Origin of the sequence: Pectobacterium nicotianae (assembly GCF_023272715.1) — a bacterium.
GTDB classification, from domain to species: domain Bacteria; phylum Pseudomonadota; class Gammaproteobacteria; order Enterobacterales; family Enterobacteriaceae; genus Pectobacterium; species Pectobacterium brasiliense.
The window spans coordinates 681,674-699,503 of record NZ_CP096821.1 but is presented as its reverse complement, the minus strand read 5'-3'; the positions used below and the strand labels follow the sequence as shown (position 1 = coordinate 699,503).

Annotated in this window: 15 protein-coding genes; 7 read left to right on the top strand and 8 right to left on the bottom strand. The window is 51.1% G+C overall.

All coding sequences use genetic code 11. The annotated features are described in order from the left end of the window. Positions 1-381: 381 nt before the first annotated feature. Positions 382-819: an L-alanine exporter AlaE gene (locus tag MYB54_RS03090; protein ID WP_010681525.1), complete on the top strand. Its 438-nt coding sequence runs from the start codon at positions 382-384 to the stop codon at positions 817-819. A 66-nt stretch (positions 820-885) separates the two neighbouring features. Here MYB54_RS03090 and cra read toward each other — a convergent pair whose 3' ends face one another. From cra to MYB54_RS03070, 4 genes are all read right to left on the bottom strand, one after another. Further along, positions 886-1,890, bottom strand: a complete 1,005-nt coding sequence (cra, locus tag MYB54_RS03085; protein WP_039278293.1) for a catabolite repressor/activator — start codon at positions 1,888-1,890, stop codon at positions 886-888. A gap of 267 nt (positions 1,891-2,157) precedes the next feature. Beyond that, positions 2,158-2,649: an acetolactate synthase small subunit gene (ilvN, locus tag MYB54_RS03080; protein WP_010681718.1), complete on the bottom strand. Its 492-nt coding sequence runs from the start codon at positions 2,647-2,649 to the stop codon at positions 2,158-2,160. A gap of 2 nt (positions 2,650-2,651) precedes the next feature. After that, positions 2,652-4,370: an acetolactate synthase 3 large subunit gene (gene ilvI, locus MYB54_RS03075; RefSeq protein ID WP_248721489.1), complete on the bottom strand. Its 1,719-nt coding sequence runs from the start codon at positions 4,368-4,370 to the stop codon at positions 2,652-2,654. A gap of 361 nt (positions 4,371-4,731) precedes the next feature. Then, a complete protein-coding gene (locus MYB54_RS03070; protein WP_205564649.1) occupies positions 4,732-6,537 on the bottom strand; it encodes an AMP-dependent synthetase/ligase in 1,806 nt (601 codons plus the stop codon). Between the two features lie 410 nt (positions 6,538-6,947). Here MYB54_RS03070 and leuA point away from each other — a divergent pair, with 410 nt between their 5' ends. The 4 genes from leuA to leuD are packed head-to-tail and all read left to right on the top strand — an operon-like array spanning position 6,948 to position 11,656. Continuing rightward, positions 6,948-8,546 (top strand): 2-isopropylmalate synthase, encoded by a 1,599-nt coding sequence (gene leuA, locus MYB54_RS03065; RefSeq protein WP_039501485.1) that lies wholly within the window; start codon positions 6,948-6,950, stop codon positions 8,544-8,546. After that, positions 8,546-9,637 carry a 3-isopropylmalate dehydrogenase gene (leuB, locus tag MYB54_RS03060; protein ID WP_010298064.1) on the top strand — a complete coding sequence of 364 codons (1,092 nt, stop codon included), beginning with the start codon at positions 8,546-8,548 and terminating at the stop codon, positions 9,635-9,637. Before leuA ends, leuB begins: the two co-directional genes overlap by 1 nt. Positions 9,638-9,639: 2 nt before the next feature. After that, a complete protein-coding gene (gene leuC / locus MYB54_RS03055; protein WP_014916661.1) occupies positions 9,640-11,040 on the top strand; it encodes a 3-isopropylmalate dehydratase large subunit in 1,401 nt (466 codons plus the stop codon). A 13-nt stretch (positions 11,041-11,053) separates the two neighbouring features. After that, positions 11,054-11,656, top strand: coding sequence for a 3-isopropylmalate dehydratase small subunit (gene leuD / locus MYB54_RS03050; protein ID WP_014916662.1), 603 nt, complete (start codon positions 11,054-11,056; stop codon positions 11,654-11,656). Positions 11,657-11,728: 72 nt separating this feature from the next. Here leuD and MYB54_RS03045 read toward each other — a convergent pair whose 3' ends face one another. From MYB54_RS03045 to MYB54_RS03030, 4 genes are all read right to left on the bottom strand, one after another. After that, complete coding sequence (locus tag MYB54_RS03045; RefSeq protein WP_010298072.1) at positions 11,729-12,040, bottom strand: branched-chain amino acid transport AzlD family protein; 312 nt, start codon at positions 12,038-12,040, stop codon at positions 11,729-11,731. Further along, the gene (locus MYB54_RS03040) at positions 12,037-12,771 is read right to left on the bottom strand and encodes an AzlC family ABC transporter permease (RefSeq protein WP_248721488.1); all 735 of its coding nucleotides are present in this window, start codon (positions 12,769-12,771) and stop codon (positions 12,037-12,039) included. Before MYB54_RS03040 ends, MYB54_RS03045 begins: the two co-directional genes overlap by 4 nt. A 105-nt stretch (positions 12,772-12,876) precedes the next feature. Then, positions 12,877-13,713: an AraC family transcriptional regulator gene (locus MYB54_RS03035; protein ID WP_014916665.1), complete on the bottom strand. Its 837-nt coding sequence runs from the start codon at positions 13,711-13,713 to the stop codon at positions 12,877-12,879. A gap of 212 nt (positions 13,714-13,925) precedes the next feature. Next, positions 13,926-15,545, bottom strand: coding sequence for a methyl-accepting chemotaxis protein (locus MYB54_RS03030; protein ID WP_248721487.1), 1,620 nt, complete (start codon positions 15,543-15,545; stop codon positions 13,926-13,928). Between the two features lie 544 nt (positions 15,546-16,089). Here MYB54_RS03030 and tnaC point away from each other — a divergent pair. Both tnaC and tnaA read left to right on the top strand, forming a co-directional pair. Then, positions 16,090-16,200 (top strand): tryptophanase leader peptide, encoded by a 111-nt coding sequence (tnaC, locus tag MYB54_RS03025; RefSeq protein WP_072010003.1) that lies wholly within the window; start codon positions 16,090-16,092, stop codon positions 16,198-16,200. A 96-nt stretch (positions 16,201-16,296) separates the two neighbouring features. Next, positions 16,297-17,697 carry a tryptophanase gene (gene tnaA / locus MYB54_RS03020; RefSeq protein WP_040033701.1) on the top strand — a complete coding sequence of 467 codons (1,401 nt, stop codon included), beginning with the start codon at positions 16,297-16,299 and terminating at the stop codon, positions 17,695-17,697. The last annotated feature ends 133 nt before the right edge of the window (positions 17,698-17,830 follow it).

The window sequence follows — 17,830 nt, the reverse complement described above, 5'->3', positions numbered from 1 at the left end:
CGAATACATTAAGCGTCCCTCATCCTCAAAGACGCATTAAAAATGGAGCACCACAAGCAACCCTGTTTTATCGGTCATCTACTCACTTCCTTTAATGCTTTAACGCAATTCCTTCCCATACAGAAAGGTCTTTCACCAAAAAACCATAACAATTTGTTTTTAAATAATTTTAAATCCCTTGGCGCGATAAAAAAACGGGAAAATTGCCGGGCAGATATAAAGTAGCGGGAAAGTATAAAAAACACTCACAAATAAATATTTTTACCTAGTACAAAGCCAATCATGCAGTGATGTAAACTACGCAAACAAAATAAAGCATGACAAAAAACCACGTTAAACCATTACACCAGTTTATCCGCCCTAAGAATGGAGCAACCAGGCATGTTTTCCCCGACGTCACGATTGCGAAGTGCCACTGCAGATACCTTTGCGCTCGTTGTCTATTGTTTCATCACCGGCATGGCGATAGAAATCATGCTTTCCGGTATGAGCTTCGAGCAATCGCTGTCTTCACGTTTGTTATCTATCCCCGTCAATATTGCCATTGCCTGGCCGTATGGGCTTTACCGCGATCGCGTGTTGAATATGGCCAGACGTCACGGCGGTGAGCATTTCCTGGTACGCAGCGTCGCCGATCTGTTTGCCTATGTCAGTTTCCAATCCCCGGTTTACGCCATCATTCTCTGGTCTATCGGGGCTAACCCCGCGCAAATCCTGACCGCAGTTACCAGTAATTTGGTGGTGTCGATGGTGACAGGCGTGATATATGGCTACTTTCTGGAATATTGCCGTCGGCTATTCCGGGTCGCCTTGCCGTAAAAGTGAATTGAGGTAGGGTAAAGAAGAGGCGCCATAGCGATCTATGGCGCAAAAAACAGGTCGAGATTACGCGCGGCTCAAAGAACCACGACGATACAGATTACGCCGGATACGATTCAAACCAGGTTTCGGCCTTTTCGGCTCATCCAGACTGGCCAACACCAACTCCAGTACGCGTTCCGCGACTTCACGATGGCGCTGAGCGACAGACAATACCGGACACTCCAGATAATCCAACAGTTCATTGTCCCCAAAGGTCGCGATAGCCAGATTATTCGGCAAACGCCCGTTAATCTTCAGGTTGACGTCCATCACTCCCTGCAATAGCGGGAATGAGGTGGTGAATAACGCTTCGGGCATAGGATTATTTTTCAAATAATCCATAAACGCGGCAGCGGCAGCCACGCGTTCATAGCTATTAGAATAAAGGTAATTCACTTCGCGCGGATCGCCCGCCCACGCCTGACGGAACCCCTGCTCACGCAGGAAGCTGACAGAAAGCTCAGGCAAAGCGCCAAGATAAAGTACCGATTTCGCAGGCACTTTTCTTAATTCCTGTGCCAGCATTTCAGCATCTTCAAGATCAGCCCCCACCACGCTGGTGAAGTGCTCACGATCTAACGCCCTGTCTAACGCAATAATCGGCAGGCTGCCGTTTATCCAACGTTGATAAAACGGGTGCTCCGGCGGTAATGCGGTAGAAACAATAATCGCGTCAACCTGGCGCTGCAACAGATGCTCAATACACCGCATCTCATTGTCTGGCTGATCTTCTGAACACGCAATTAATAGCTGATATCCGCGCTGTCTGGCCTGACGTTCCAGATAATTAGCGATGCGTGTATAGCTGGTATTTTCCAAATCGGGAATAACCAAACCAATTGAACGCGTACGCCCGGCACGTAATCCAGCCGCGACGGCGTTGGGATGATAATTGTGCTCCCTGACGACAGCCATGACTTTCTCAACGGTCTTATCGCTCACGCGATATTGTTTTGCTTTCCCGTTAATGACATAGCTGGCTGTCGTGCGTGAAACACCCGCAAGACGCGCGATTTCATCCAGTTTCACGGTAACCCCTTAGTAGGCCGGAAAATAAGTAGGCCGGCTCAATAAATAGTGTGATGACCATAAAATCATCATGGATATGGCGTAGATCTAACAGCAGAAGCTTTTGTACGGCAACTGCTTTTATCACGTTACCGACATATTTCAAGCTGCCATATCAATAATGGATGTCTTTTAAGCTGAATATATTGTGTCTATATAAGATAAGGGAAATAAAAAGGCCCGATACTATTATCGGGCCTCTTAAAAGAAAAAGCAGCGAAAAGTCGATTAACGCATGATTTTATCGCCGCGCGATACGCCGACGATACCAGAGCGCGCCACTTCAACAATTTCGGAGACTTCACGTACGGCACTCAGGAACGCATCCAGCTTATCGCTGGTGCCAGCAAGCTGTACGGTATAAAGCGAAGCGGTGACATCCACGATCTGGCCGCGGAAAATATCGGCGCAGCGTTTCACTTCTTCACGACCATAGCCTGTAGCCTGTAGCTTCACCAGCATGATCTCACGCTCAACGTGCGCGCCCTGCCCAAGCTCGCTGACGCGCAGGACATCCACCAGCTTGTGCAGTTGCTTTTCGATCTGCTCCAGCACTTTCTCATCGCCTACCGTCTGGATAGTCATACGAGATAGCGTTGGGTCTTCGGTTGGTGCCACCGTCAGACTTTCGATGTTGTAGCCGCGCTGGGAAAACAGGCCGACGACACGTGACAAGGCGCCTGATTCATTCTCCAGTAATACTGATAAAATCCGACGCATGATCAGGTCCTCTCCGTTTTGCTCAACCACATTTCATCCATCGCCCCGCCGCGAATCTGCATGGGGTAAACATGCTCGCTGCTGTCGATGTTGATATCAACAAACACCAGACGGTCTTTCTGCGCCAGCGCTTGCAACAGCTTGCTTTCCAGTTCGTCCGGCGTATCGATAGAAATCCCGACGTGACCGTACGCTTCAGCCAGCTTGACGAAATCCGGTAATGATTCCATGTAAGAACTGGAATGGCGGCCAGAGTAGATCATGTCCTGCCACTGCTTCACCATGCCGAGGAAACGGTTGTTCAGGTTAATGACCACCACAGGCAGATCATATTGCAGCGCCGTAGAAAGCTCCTGAATATTCATCTGAATACTGCCGTCGCCCGTTACGCAAATCACCGTTTCTTCCGGCAGCGCAAGTTTGATGCCCAATGCCGCAGGCAGGCCAAAGCCCATCGTGCCCAGTCCACCGGAGTTCACCCAGCGGCGCGGTAAATCGAACGGATAATACAGCGCAGCGAACATCTGGTGCTGACCGACGTCCGATGCCACATAGGCTTTGCCTTCGGTCAGCCGATGCAGCGTTTCAATCACTGCCTGTGGTTTAATCTTATCGCCTTCGGTGCCGTATTTCAGACAGTGACGCCCACGCCACTGTTCGATACCCTGCCACCAGTCACGCAGCGCATCAAACTGCTGCGGTGCGCCATCCTGTGCCAGCAACTCCAACATCAGGGTTAATACTTGTTTAGCATCGCCCACGATAGGGATATCGGCGTTTACCGTTTTGGAAATCGACGCGGGGTCGACATCAATGTGCAGAACCGTCGCATTCGGGCAGTACTTCGCCAGATTGTTCGTTGTTCGATCGTCGAAACGCACCCCTACGGCGAAAATCACATCGGCGTTATGCATAGCCGTATTGGCTTCATATGTCCCGTGCATCCCCAGCATACCGAGGCACTGACGGTGCGTGCCAGGAAAGCCGCCCAGCCCCATCAGGGAGGTTGTCACTGGCAGATTAAGTTTTTCCGCCAGCGTCAGCAGTTCTTCGTGACACTCCGCATTAATGACGCCACCGCCGCTGTAGATAATCGGTTTTTTTGCCGCCAGCAGGGTTTGCAACGCGCGACGAATCTGACCTTTGTGCCCTTGAACCGTCGGATTATAGGAACGCATGCTGACGCTTTCAGGATAAACGTACGGCAGTTTATTCGCCGGATTCATGACGTCTTTCGGCAGATCGACCACCACCGGTCCTGGACGTCCGGTCGATGCCAGATAAAACGCTTTTTTCAGAATCGTCGGGACATCTTCCGCTTTCTTGACCAGAAAACTGTGCTTCACAATAGGGCGGGAAATGCCCACCGTGTCGCATTCCTGAAAGGAGTCATAGCCAATCAGCGAAGTCGCAACCTGACCGGACAACACCACCATAGGAATGGAGTCCATATAGGCAGTAGCAATACCGGTAATCGCGTTGGTCGCACCAGGACCAGACGTGACCAGCACGACGCCGACCTCACCCGTCGCGCGCGCGTAGCCATCCGCCATATGTACCGCACCTTGCTCATGCCGCACCAAAATATGCTCGATACCACCAACCGTATGCAGGGCGTCGTAAATATCCAACACCGCACCGCCCGGATAACCGAACACATGTTTTACGCCCTGATCGATCAACGATCGGACCACCATTTCGGCGCCTGACAACATCTCCATGGGTCTGCCTCTTTTGTTCAGAAAGCGGAATCCGCTTCTGTATTGATCGGGAGAAATCCCCGAACTCACATTGTATTAATACTGTTAACTTTTAGTACAAGAATACGAAATATTATAGGGATTACTGATAACCCATTAACATAACGCCAGATTATGACGCAGACAAACGGCAAAAAACCACCGCCCTTAATCGTGCCTAGGGGAAATCGAACGTGAGGGAAAAAGGAACTGAGATAAAATACTAACTGGAAACCTTCAGACCTGAGAGATCGTCCATGAAGGCCATAAATTACAGAGTGAAATATTGAGGCCGAAAACCACATTTCTTTTCAGGAAACGCGCTTCTCGGCCTACGACATCATCAAGACTCTGCGTACATTGCATCAATTTCCAGCTGGTAACGCTGGTTGATGATCTTCCTGCGCAGCTTGAGCGTTGGCGTCAGCTCCCCTTCTGCCATCGAAAACGGCACAGGCAGCAGCGTGAATTTCTTCACCTGCTCCACGCGGGAAAGCTCTTTCTGCATCTCCCGCAAGCGCTGCTCGAACAGCTCAATAATATGGCTGTGGCGCAGCAGCTCCAGACGATCGTGGTACTTCAGATTGATGGAATGAGCGTATTCTTCCAATGCTTCGAAGCAGGGAACAATCAGCGCAGACACGTACTTACGCGTGTCCGCAATAATCGCAACCTGCTCGATGAAGCGATCCTGTCCCAGCGTGCCTTCCAGATGCTGCGGGGCAATATATTTACCGCCGGAGGTTTTCATCAGATCTTTCAACCGTTCGGTAATAAACAGGTTACCGTTGGCATCCAGTTCCCCCGCATCGCCGGTTTTCAGCCAGCCATCTTCGGTAAAAGTGTCTGCGGTTTCCTGCGGACGGTGGAAATAACCCCGCATGATGGTCGCACCGCGCACCTGAATCTCTTTTTCCTCGCCAATGCGGACCTCAATGCCCGGCAGCGGCGTACCAATAGAGCCCAGGCGGAAGCGACCTTCCTCCCAGCAGGAAACCGTCGCACAGGTTTCGGTCATGCCGTAGCCATAGATGATACGAATCCCGATCGAGCGGAAAAACAGAATGATGTTGTCATCCAGTCGCGCGCCTGCGGCTGGCATAAAGCGAATCTCGCCCCCCAGCAACTGGCGCAGTTTTCCTAACACCAGACGGTCTGCATAGTGGTGCATAACGCGGCGGAAAAGACCGCCCTTCTTCGCGGTCTGGCTCGCCAGAAAAGCGTGTTGCCCCTGCGCGATAGCCCAGTTAAATAGCCGCTGGCGATACCACGGCGCCTGCGCCACTTTTTCATGGATAGCGCTATACACTTTCTCATAAAAACGCGGTACGGCGCACATCACGGTAGGCTTCACCGTCTGCATTGCCTCACGCACCAGATTCGTGTTGCTGAGATACACGTTCTGCGCGCCGCGGTGCATAATGACAAAGCTCCAGGCGCGCTCAAATACGTGGGAAAGCGGTAAAAAACAGAGCGATACGTCATTTTCTGACATATCCAGACGATCGTCATGCAGCTTAAGCTGCATCGCCATGTTGGTGTAATCCAGCATGACACCTTTCGGCTCACCGGTAGTGCCAGAGGTATAAATCAGCGTAAACAGATCGCTGAGATCGCGACTGTCGATACGCGTTTGCCATTCATCACGCCAGAAATCTTCTACGGCCTGCGCTTCAAATTCATGCAGAGATTGTGCGATGTCGCTACCGCGCAGGTTAACGCCTTCATCCATCACGATAATGTTTCGCAGTTGCGGGCACGTGTCCCGCAGCGCCAGCAGCGCATCCAGCTGCTCCTGACCACCGACGAATATCGTACGGATATCCGCATCATTGATGATGAATGCCGCCTGTGCCGCCGTATTCGTGGCATAGATCGGCACGCTGATCGCACGCAGGTGCAGCAGCGCCAGATCGGCCAGCGACCAGTTCATTGAGTTATGAGAGAAAATCGCAACCCGTTCCTGAACATCCAGCCCCAACGCTAAGAGCGCGCTGGCAATGCGCTGAATGCGCTGCCCGGCCTGTGTCCAGGTGAGCTGCTGTTCGCCCGCAGGCGTCCACTCGCGCAACGTAATGCGGCCTGCGCAGTGATTGATTCGATCTTGGACCCGGTGCACCACATGGTATGGCTGTAAATGATTATTCATCTGTAAAAGAATTTCTAAGGGGGAAGAATTTGACAGCGTTTCAGCGTACAGCTGTACATTATTTGGCGTGCAGTCTACCGTCATTGTTCAAAACCGCAACGATCTTTCGTTCATTCGGCGCAGGCTATCGCTGGTTTACTTGATGCACATCACACCAATCAAAAGTTGACATAACCCTGATAATCGCGTACCAATAAAGGAACACCGAATTTTAGATGACGAGACACCATGTTCAACTTTACTGTCCTACTAGGCCTACTACTAAACGCATCCTTCTTGCGCGGTAGGTTTGTGGGCAGAGTTCAGAACTAAGTTTCTCGCCACACGATACAAAAACCCGCGCTGATGCGCGGGTTTTTTTTTACTCGCCGAGCGCCAAGTACAAGTAGACACGACAAGGAACTAAACCGATGAGCGAGCAAGTCATTATTTTCGATACCACATTACGCGATGGTGAGCAGGCTTTACAGGCGAGTCTGAGTGTAAAAGAAAAGCTGCAAATTGCCTTCGCCCTGGAACGTATGGGCGTTGATGTCATGGAAGTCGGCTTTCCTGTTTCCTCTCCCGGCGACTTTGAATCTGTTCAGACGATCGCCCGTAACATCAAAAACAGTCGTGTGTGTGGCCTGACCCGCTGCGTCGAGAAGGACATCGATGTCGCAGCAGAAGCGCTGCGTGTCGCAGAAGCGTTCCGTATCCACACCTTTATCGCGACCTCGCCGATGCACATCGCCACGAAGCTGCGCAGCACGCTGGATGAAGTGATCGAACGCGCCATTTACATGATCAAACGCGCGCGTAACTACACAGACGACGTTGAATTTTCCTGCGAAGATGCGGGCCGCACGCCGATCCCAGACCTGTGTCGCGTGGTTGAAGCTGCCATCAACGCCGGCGCTCGCACCATCAATATTCCTGACACCGTCGGCTACACCATGCCGCATGAGTTTGGCAACATCATCTCCTCGTTGTACCAACGCGTTCCTAATATCGATAAAGCCATTATTTCTGTTCACACCCACGACGATCTGGGTTTGGCCGTTGGCAACGCTATGGCGGCAGTGCACGCCGGCGCTCGTCAGGTAGAAGGCACCCTGAACGGTATCGGCGAACGCGCGGGTAACTGTTCACTGGAAGAAGTCATCATGGCGATCAAAACCCGCCATAACATCCTGAATGTACACACCAACATCAATCATCAGGAAATCTACCGCACCAGCCAGTTGGTCAGCCAGATTTGCAATATGCCTATCCCCGCTAACAAAGCGGTTGTGGGTGCCAATGCCTTCGCTCACTCCTCTGGTATTCACCAGGATGGCGTGCTGAAGAACCGTGAAAACTACGAGATCATGACGCCGGAATCCATCGGCCTGAAAGAAGTCCAGTTGAACCTGACTTCCCGTTCTGGTCGCGCCGCGGTGAAACACCGTATGGAAGAGATGGGCTATCAGGACAGCGATTACAATCTGGACGATTTGTACTCTGCCTTCCTGAAACTGGCGGACAAGAAAGGTCAGGTCTTTGATTACGATCTGGAAGCGCTGGCCTTTATCAGCCGTCAGCAGGAAGAGCCTGAGTTCTACCATCTGGATTATTTCAGCGTTCAGTCCGGTTCCAGCGTGATGGCAACCGCCTCTGTCAAACTGATCTGCGGCGAAGAAACTCAGTCAGAAGCCGCAACGGGTAATGGCCCGGTGGATGCCGTTTATCAGGCGATCAACCGCATTACGGGTTATCAGGTTTCGCTGGTCAAATACCAACTGACCGCCAAAGGTCAGGGGCGCGATGCGCTGGGTCAGGTTGATATTGTCGCGGATTATCAGGGGCGTCGCTTCCACGGCGTCGGTCTGGCAACGGATATCGTTGAATCTTCCGCGCAGGCAATGGTAAATGTATTAAACAACATCAAACGTGCTCAGCAGGTAGAAAAAGAAATTCAACGTCTGCAGCAGCACAGTAACCAACAACAAAACGATAGCAAACAACAAAACAGTCAGGAAACAGTGTGATGACAAAGAGCTACCATATCGCCGTTTTACCCGGAGACGGCATTGGCCCGGAAGTAATGGCGCAGGCCCATAAAGTACTGGATGCGGTACGTCAGCGTTTTGGCATCCGCATTACCACCAGTGAATATGACGTTGGCGGTATCGCCATTGACCGTCAGGGCACACCACTGCCGCAGGCGACCGTTGCAGGCTGTGAGCAGGCCGATGCGATTCTGTTTGGTTCCGTTGGCGGCCCGAAATGGGAACACCTGCCACCAGCAGAACAGCCGGAGCGCGGTGCGTTATTGCCTCTGCGTAAGCACTTCAAACTGTTTAGCAACCTGCGTCCTGCTCGTCTGTATCAGGGGCTGGAAGCGTTTTGTCCGCTGCGTAGCGACATCGCCGCGAAAGGCTTTGATATCCTGTGCGTCCGCGAACTGACGGGTGGGATCTACTTTGGCCAGCCAAAAGGTCGTGAAGGTAGCGGTCAATATGAGCGCGCTTTCGATACCGAGGTGTATCACCGTTTTGAGATTGAGCGCATCGCGCACATCGCGTTTGAATCTGCTCGCAAACGTCGCAGCATCGTGACCTCCATCGATAAAGCCAACGTACTGCAAAGCTCGATTCTGTGGCGCGAGATCGTGAATGAAGTTGCCAAAGCCTATCCCGATGTGAAGCTGTCTCACCTGTATATCGATAACGCGACAATGCAGTTAATCAAAGATCCGTCTCAGTTTGACGTGATGCTGTGTTCTAACCTGTTCGGAGACATTCTGTCCGACGAGTGCGCCATGATTACCGGTTCAATGGGCATGCTGCCTTCTGCAAGTCTGAACGAACAAGGCTTCGGTTTGTACGAGCCAGCTGGCGGTTCCGCACCGGATATCGCTGGTAAAGATATTGCTAACCCGATTGCACAGATTCTGTCGCTGGCGCTGCTGCTGCGCTACAGCCTGGGTGCAGATGATGCCGCAGAAGCGATCGAAAAAGCCGTTAATACCGCACTGGCTGAAGGCTATCGTACTGCCGATCTGGCAAGCACCGGCAGCGCGATCGGCACTAATGAAATGGGCGACGTGATTGCGCGTTTTGTCGCGCAAGGGGCATAACCATGGGTAAGACGTTATATCAAAAATTGTTCGAAGCGCACGTGGTTCATGAAGCGCCGAACGAAACGCCGCTGCTGTACATCGACAGACATCTGGTACACGAAGTAACTTCCCCGCAGGCTTTCGACGGCCTGCGCGCGATGGGCCGTAAGGTTCGTCAACCGGGGAAAACCTTCGCGACCATGGACCACAACGTGTCCACGCAGACCAAAGACATCAACGCCAGTGGCGAGATGGCCCGCATTCAGATGCAGGAGTTAATCAAAAACTGTGCGGAATTCGGCGTTCAGCTGTATGACCTGAACCACCCGTATCAGGGCATCGTTCACGTTATCGGGCCTGAACAAGGGATGACCTTGCCGGGCATGACCATCGTCTGCGGTGACTCGCACACGGCAACGCACGGCGCATTTGGTTCACTGGCTTTCGGTATCGGTACGTCGGAAGTGGAACATGTGCTGGCGACGCAAACCCTGAAGCAGGGTCGCGCTAAAACCATGAAGATTGAAGTCACCGGCGATGCACCACACGGCATCACCGCGAAAGACATCGTGCTGGCGATCATCGGTAAAACCGGTAGCGCAGGCGGCACTGGTCATGTGGTTGAATTCTGCGGTACCGCTATTCGTGCGCTGAGCATGGAAGGCCGTATGACGCTGTGTAATATGGCGATTGAAATGGGCGCGAAGGCAGGTCTGGTCGCACCGGACGAGACGACCTTCAGCTACCTGAAAGGCCGTCAGTTTGCACCGAAAGATGCCAACTGGGATGCCGCGGTTGCGTACTGGAGCACGCTGAAATCCGATGATGACGCGCAGTTCGACACGATCGTCACGCTGGACGCCGCTCAGATCGCGCCGCAGGTCACCTGGGGCACCAACCCCGGTCAGGTTATCGCCGTCAATCAGGAAATCCCTAGCCCTGACTCTTTCAGCGATCCGGTAGAACGCGCCTCCGCGGCCAAAGCACTGGCCTATATGGATCTGCAACCCGGCATTAAACTGACTGACGTGAAGATCGATAAAGTCTTCATTGGCTCCTGCACCAACTCGCGTATCGAAGATTTACGCGCTGCGGCAGAAATCGCCAAAGGGCGTAAAGTTGCTGCTGGCGTTCAGGCTATCGTCGTACCCGGTTCCGGCCCGGTAAAAACCATGGCGGAGCTGGAAGGGCTGGATAAAGTGTTCATCGAGGCGGGCTTTGAGTGGCGTTTACCGGGCTGCTCCATGTGTCTGGCGATGAACAATGACCGTCTGAACCCCGGCGAGCGTTGTGCATCAACCAGCAACCGTAACTTTGAAGGCCGTCAGGGTCGCGCTGGCCGCACCCATCTGGTCAGCCCGGCAATGGCTGCGGCAGCGGCAGTGACGGGTCGCTTTGCCGACGTCCGCGAGTTGAATTAAGAGAGAAACCGACATGGCTAAATTTACTCAACACACAGGTCTGGTGGTTCCTCTGGATGCCGCTAACGTCGATACCGACGCCATCATTCCTAAGCAGTTTCTGCAAAAGGTGACGCGTACTGGTTTCGGCCAACACCTGTTCCACGACTGGCGCTTTCTGGACGATGCGGGCCAACAGCCTAACCCTGATTTTGTGCTGAATCAGCCGCATTACAAAGGGGCGAGTATCCTGCTGGCGCGGGAAAACTTCGGCTGCGGCTCTTCCCGTGAGCACGCGCCGTGGGCGCTGACCGATTACGGCTTCAAAGTCGTTATCGCGCCAAGCTTCGCCGATATCTTCTACGGCAACTCGTTTAACAACCAGCTGCTGCCGGTGAAACTGAGCGACGAGGAAGTGGACGAGCTGTTCAAGCTGGTTGACGGGCAAGAAGGGATTAACTTCACCGTTGATCTGGAAAATCAGGTTGTTCAGGCGGGCAGCAAAAGCTACCCGTTCGAAATCGACAGCTTCCGTCGTCACTGCATGATCAACGGATTAGACAGCATCGGCCTGACGCTGCAACACGAAGCGTCTATTACCGAGTATGAAAAGAATCAGCCTGCATTTTTGAACTGATTCAAGATTACAGATAGCCCGAAGCCCGCACACTTCCCCTGCGGGCTTTTTCTTTTGGAAATATGGACTGTATTACAGTAAAGCGGCAATCATATAGAAAGCCAGCATACTCAAAAGCACCGCGACTACTATATTTCTGATAAAGAATGAAATTACGACACTCACTATCGCGCCGAGAAAATACGGGTTATCAGGAAAGGCGCGAATCACGCCGTGGTCCATTAAAATAATCGGTCCACAAATCGCGGTGAGTAAGCAAGGTGCGGAATACTTTAATGCTCGGTGGAGTAACACCGGAATTTTTACCGGTACGGCGGGCTCAAGAAAAATATAGCGATTAAAAAACACGATCCCTGCCAAAACGAATATCAATAACCAGCTCATTTTTCTTCCTTAAGCACAGACGCAACGAACACAGAGAAAAACATACCGCCGACGCCAGCAATAGCAATGGCGCCTTCTATCTTGAAATAGGTCAACAGCATCGACAACAGCAGAGAAAACAGGACGCCAGAAAAGGTGCTGATTTTCTTTATCATCGGCACAACAATGGTGATAAACGTGGCAACGATAGAATAATCAAGATGATACTTATCCAAATCAGGCACAGATGACGCCATGAGCACACCAAGAATACTGAAGATATTCCAAAAAATATAAAAGGTGAAACCCGCACCAATTAAATAGCTGGTACTAACGTTGTTCTTTCTGTCTTTCTTTTCACTGAGTGCAAAAAGCTCGTCCGATAATAAAAACCCGATAGGAAGGCGCTTTCTCAATTTCAACGTTGAAACATATTCGCGTAACGTCAGGCCATATATCAGGTGCTGCGCGGTGATAAAAAAAACGGAGATTAATAGTGTCGCAATATTCGCCCCGGACATGAGTAAGCCCAGCGAAACGAGCTGCGCCGCCCCCGCGAAAATAATCGCGGACATCCCGATACTTTGCCCAACGGATAATCCCGACTGAATAGCCATAGAACCAGCCAAAATTCCCCAGGGCACCACGGACAAACAGAGCGGAAGCATTTCAACTACCCCCGTCATAAAATGCTTCCACGGACTCACGGTGTCTTTTGATTCAGACGATGAACGAGTTACGGTGTTTTCCATATAACATTGCATTACCATAAAAATATCGATAGCGGAAAACTAACAAAACGTTTTTTAAGAGTATTGGATGAATTTGCTGCGCCCCAGAATAGGGGCCGAGTATAATTACAGATTGCCTTTAGCAAACTCGCCCGGCGTCAGCCCTAACGAGTTTTTGAAATGGCGATGGAAGTGGCTCTGATCGGTAAAACCGCACCGTACGGAAACATCGAGGATCGCATCGCCTTTACGCAACAATGCCTTAGCCTTGCGGAGCCGTGCCTGAATCAAGTAGGCGTGAGGCGTAATCCCCACCACCGCTTTAAACTGTCGTAAGAAGTGCCACACACTGAGTTCGGCCAGCGCAGCCAATTCAACGAGAGCCAGTTCTCTCTCAGGATAGCTGTCCATAAACGCTTTAACGTTCAATATATTTTGGGTCGCTACGGGCAGCATCTGTGGCGTCAGTCGCGTCTTGCTGTAGCGCATCGTCAGCCAGGTTAATGACGACAACAGCAGCGTTTCTTTCAAGAGCATATTGCCCGGCTGAGCGAGCATATTGAACGTCATGAGCAGTTGATCCGATAGCCCTGGGTCGTGAACAACCGCATCGGGAAACCACGGGATGGAATCCTTTGAGCGCTGCAGATCCTGATTAATCGAGCGAAAAAGATCGGGATGCGGATAAATGGCGCGATAGGCCCAGCCGGTTTCGACCTCCGAACTCCCCGTGTGTACATCGTCCGCATTCACCAGAATGATGTCACCTTTAGGCGCAACATGTTCTGCACCGGAGCGATAAAAACGCTGAGCTCCCTGCTCAATCACACTGATGCAATACGTATCATGCACATGGCGAGGAAAACGCTGCTGGTAGTACTGCGCCTGCAACATATCCAGACCACCTAATGCCTCCAGGTGTCTGAAATGTGTTTGCTCTTGCACTACCGGCTTTTTATGCACGCGTTAATCCTCTTATCGTTTGTACAAAATTGCTCTGGCGGAAGCGACATGTGCGTACTTCTTTATAGCCAGAAACAGCGTACCTGTTTCACTGATTCTATCAGAAGCGGATTCACATCCCCATGCTCGAAAAAACAACGAAAAAAAAGCCAGCGACAAAGCCGCTGGCCATTGATGACACATTCTCGTCTTTATGTCTTTTACCAACCGGGTTACATCAGATGAAATCGGGACACGCCAAGATTCAACCGTTCGGCCTGCTGCTCAAGCGATGCAGCAGACGAGGAAGCCTCCAGCACCAGCGTTGCGTTCTGTTGCGTGACCCGATCCATTTCTGATATCGCTAACGACACCTGATTGATACCACTGCTCTGCTCATCAGACGCCAGCGCGATCTCATTCATGATGCGGGTGACGTTATTAATTTCAGCCACAATCTCAGCCATCGCTTTACCCGCTTCGGATGCCAGCGTCGTCCCCTCAGTCACTCTGGCTTCGGATTCTTTAATCAGCGCGGCAATTTCCGTTGCGGCGTTAGCCGAGCGCTGTGCCAGATTACGCACCTCTCCTGCGACTACCGCAAATCCTTTACCCTGCTCGCCCGCTCTCGCGGCTTCAACCGCCGCATTCAGTGCCAGAATATTGGTCTGGAATGCAATCCCGTTAATGAGCGCAATAATCTCAGAAATCTTGTCTGAACTCTTGGCGATATCCGCCATAGATCCCACAACCTGTTCAACAATGCCGCCACCGTTCACCGCTTTGGCTGAGGTCTCCGTCGCCACAACACTTGCATGGTGCGCATTATCGGTATTCTGCTTCACGGCAGCCGTGAGCTGCTCCATGCTGGCCGCCGTTTCCGCCAACGCTGCAGCCTGCTGCTCCGTTCGTGCAGACAAATCCGTATTACCGACGGCAATTTTCGTCGAACTGCTGTGAATCGACTCTGCACTGTCGCGTACCGAGCCAACTGTTTCGGAGAGCGAGTCCTGCATTTGCTGGATGTTGTTCCCCAAAATACCGATTTCATTCCGTCCGACATCCACACTCGGGCGCGTTAAATCTCCGTGCGCGATTGCCTGTATGCGTGATACCCAATACTGCACTGGGTTAATAATGACCCGACGAATGACGAAGAACGTCATGCCCGTTAATACGATCGCCAGAATAAAGGCACCTATCATGAGCGTATAGCCCAGAGTGGAATTCCGTTCAGCCGTCACATTAATATTTTTTGCCATCTCAACCCGATAAAGATAAGACGCTTTCAACGGCACATCATACTCATCATCCAATTTAGACAGGGTCGTCGACTCAAATGCATTGAGTTCTTCAACATTGCCCTTCTTCGCTATGTCAAACATGGGTTTAATACCGCGTTCAACATAATCGCCATAGCGCGCTTTTAATTCATTATCGCGGGCGAGTTCAACATCTGAGCGAACTGACCTATTTTGATACCCATTAAACATTTGCTGAGACAGCGACAGACGTTCTTCTGCCGCTTTCATACTCGCATTGTAGTTATCCGTAAGGCCATTACGTAAGTGATTCACAGCATGGAGCAAATTCATACGTGCTGCACGCATATGATTAGCACTATCAACCAATTCCATTCGAACATTCAATTCCAACGTCGAACTATTTAACGATTGCTCAGCCTGCTTAAGAAAATAGGACGATGTGGAAACCGCCAAGGCAAAAAGAAGTAAAACACCAGAAAAAACAATGACAAAAAGGGGCGTCAGTTTGATATTGTGCACACCAGGTGCAGCGTGCCAGGGTTCTGGTTTTTCGTAAATCTCTATTGACTGATAAGGAACATCGCTCATTTTTACATCCGTCGAGTTATTCAAAAAATTGCTGTGAAGTAAATTGCTGGTAAGCAAGAAAAAATAAAACGCCGCTATATGTTACAGACTATTTAAAGATTGTGACAATGTGCGTTAAACGCAATATAAAAAACAATGGACTATAAAAAATAATTTTATCCATAGGAGCGTCATCACAAAAAACCACCTATGATTTCAAAAGAAATAGTTTCCCCAAAAAACAATTTATAATAAAAACCATTACACTCAATTAGTGAATTATTTTAGTCATTATTCTTACATTAATATTAATTATAAGAGAAAAAAATAGATTAACGGCGTCATTCTTTTTTATTGAGAATAAACACGCTTTAACATTCAATATTACTGACTGATTCACTATTTCGTCACCCTGAATACAGAACCCCACATTACCCCGCACGATGAGCACACAAGGCGTCACACGCCGAGAAAAAGCAGTAAGCCGAGTTGCCATTTCGATCACGGTATTTTCCCGCGGACGTACTATGCTGAAAACGTTCAACTCAATGTGTGAGAGGAGCCTATGGCGCGCACTATTCAGCGTTACCGTTTAAGCATCTCTGGCGATTGCCGGGCCTGGTTCAACATCGACCATCGCCTCACCAATGATTTCCCTCGTCCGCCTCATGCCTGAATCAGCGCCACGCTGATCATTTCCTGTTCCTGCATTCCTTATTTCGGCGTCACATAACGTGTCGCGACGGAATTCTTTTTTCTGGAGATCTATGGCATGAAACGCATCCCTGAACCATTCCGCATTAAGATGGTAGAAAATATCCGCATGACAACGCAGGCGGAACGTGAAAAAGCGCTGGCAGAGGCGGGGTACAATCCTTTCCTGCTACGTAGCGAAGACGTCTACATCGACCTGTTGACCGATTCTGGCACTGGCGCGATGAGCGACCGCCAGTGGGCTGGCTTAATGATGGGTGATGAAGCTTACGCAGGGTCACGCAATTACTATCATCTGTGCGAAAAAGTCGAAACCTTGCTGGGCTACCCGTTTACGATTCCCACCCATCAAGGGCGCGGCGCGGAACAGATTTTATTTCCGTGTCTGATAGCCAAGAAACAGCGTGCTGGCGGCGCGAAAAAGCCCATCTTCATTTCCAACTTCCACTTCGATACCACCGCTGCGCACGTCGAGCTAAATGGCGCTCGAGCCATTAACGTCGTCACACCAAAAGCTTTTGATACGAACACAGCCTATGACTGGAAAGGCGATTTCGATCTGGACCAGTTACAAAGCGTGATTTCACAGCATGGCGCGGAGAATGTCGTCGCCATTATCACCACGGTAACCTGCAACAGTTCAGGCGGACAGCCCGTCTCGATGAGCAACATGCGCGCCGTTTACCATATTGCACAGCAGCATCAGATCCCTGTGGTGATTGATTCGGCACGTTTCTGCGAAAACGCCTGGTTTATCAAGCAGCGCGAAACGGGCTATGCGGATAAATCCATTAAAGCCATCGTGCATGAAATGTATGAATACGGCGACATGCTGACGATGTCCGCGAAGAAAGACCCAATGGTGAATATTGGGGGGCTGTGCTGTTTCCGCAGCGATGAGGACCTGTTTAACGAGGTGCGCATTCGCTGCGTCCCGATGGAAGGTTTCGTCACCTATGGCGGACTGGCTGGACGAGATATGGAGGCGCTCGCCATCGGTCTGGAAGAAGGGATGGACGAAGACTATCTGGCCTACCGTATTGGACAGGTCGCCTATCTCGGAGAACGCCTGAAAGCCGGTGGGATTCCGATTCAGTACCCGGTTGGAGGACATGCCGTCTTTGTCGATGCCGCACGGCTATTGCCTCATATTCCGCCAGAGCAATTCCCTGCGCAGGCCCTTAACAATGCGCTGTATCTGGAAGCCGGTATCCGCAGCGTTGAAATCGGTTCGCTTCTGCTGGGGCGCGATCCAGACACCGGGCAACAGAAAGCGTCACCGCTTGAGCTACTGCGCCTGACCATCCCACGCCGGGTCTACACCAACGACCACATGGACTACATTGCAGATGCCCTTATCGCATTAAAAGCCCGTGCTAACGATATTAAAGGGTTAACGTTCACCTATGAGCCCCCCGTGCTACGGCACTTTGTCGCCCGTCTAAAACCAGTGGAATAACCCGCTGTAAGCATGCCCGGTGTCTTTCTCTGCGGGCATGCTTCCTTTCCAGTCTTCCTCTTCAATTTGCTTTTGCGAAGCTGCGCGCAGGCCGATCGCGCCGTTTAAATGTCAGCTAAATAAGCAGGTATAT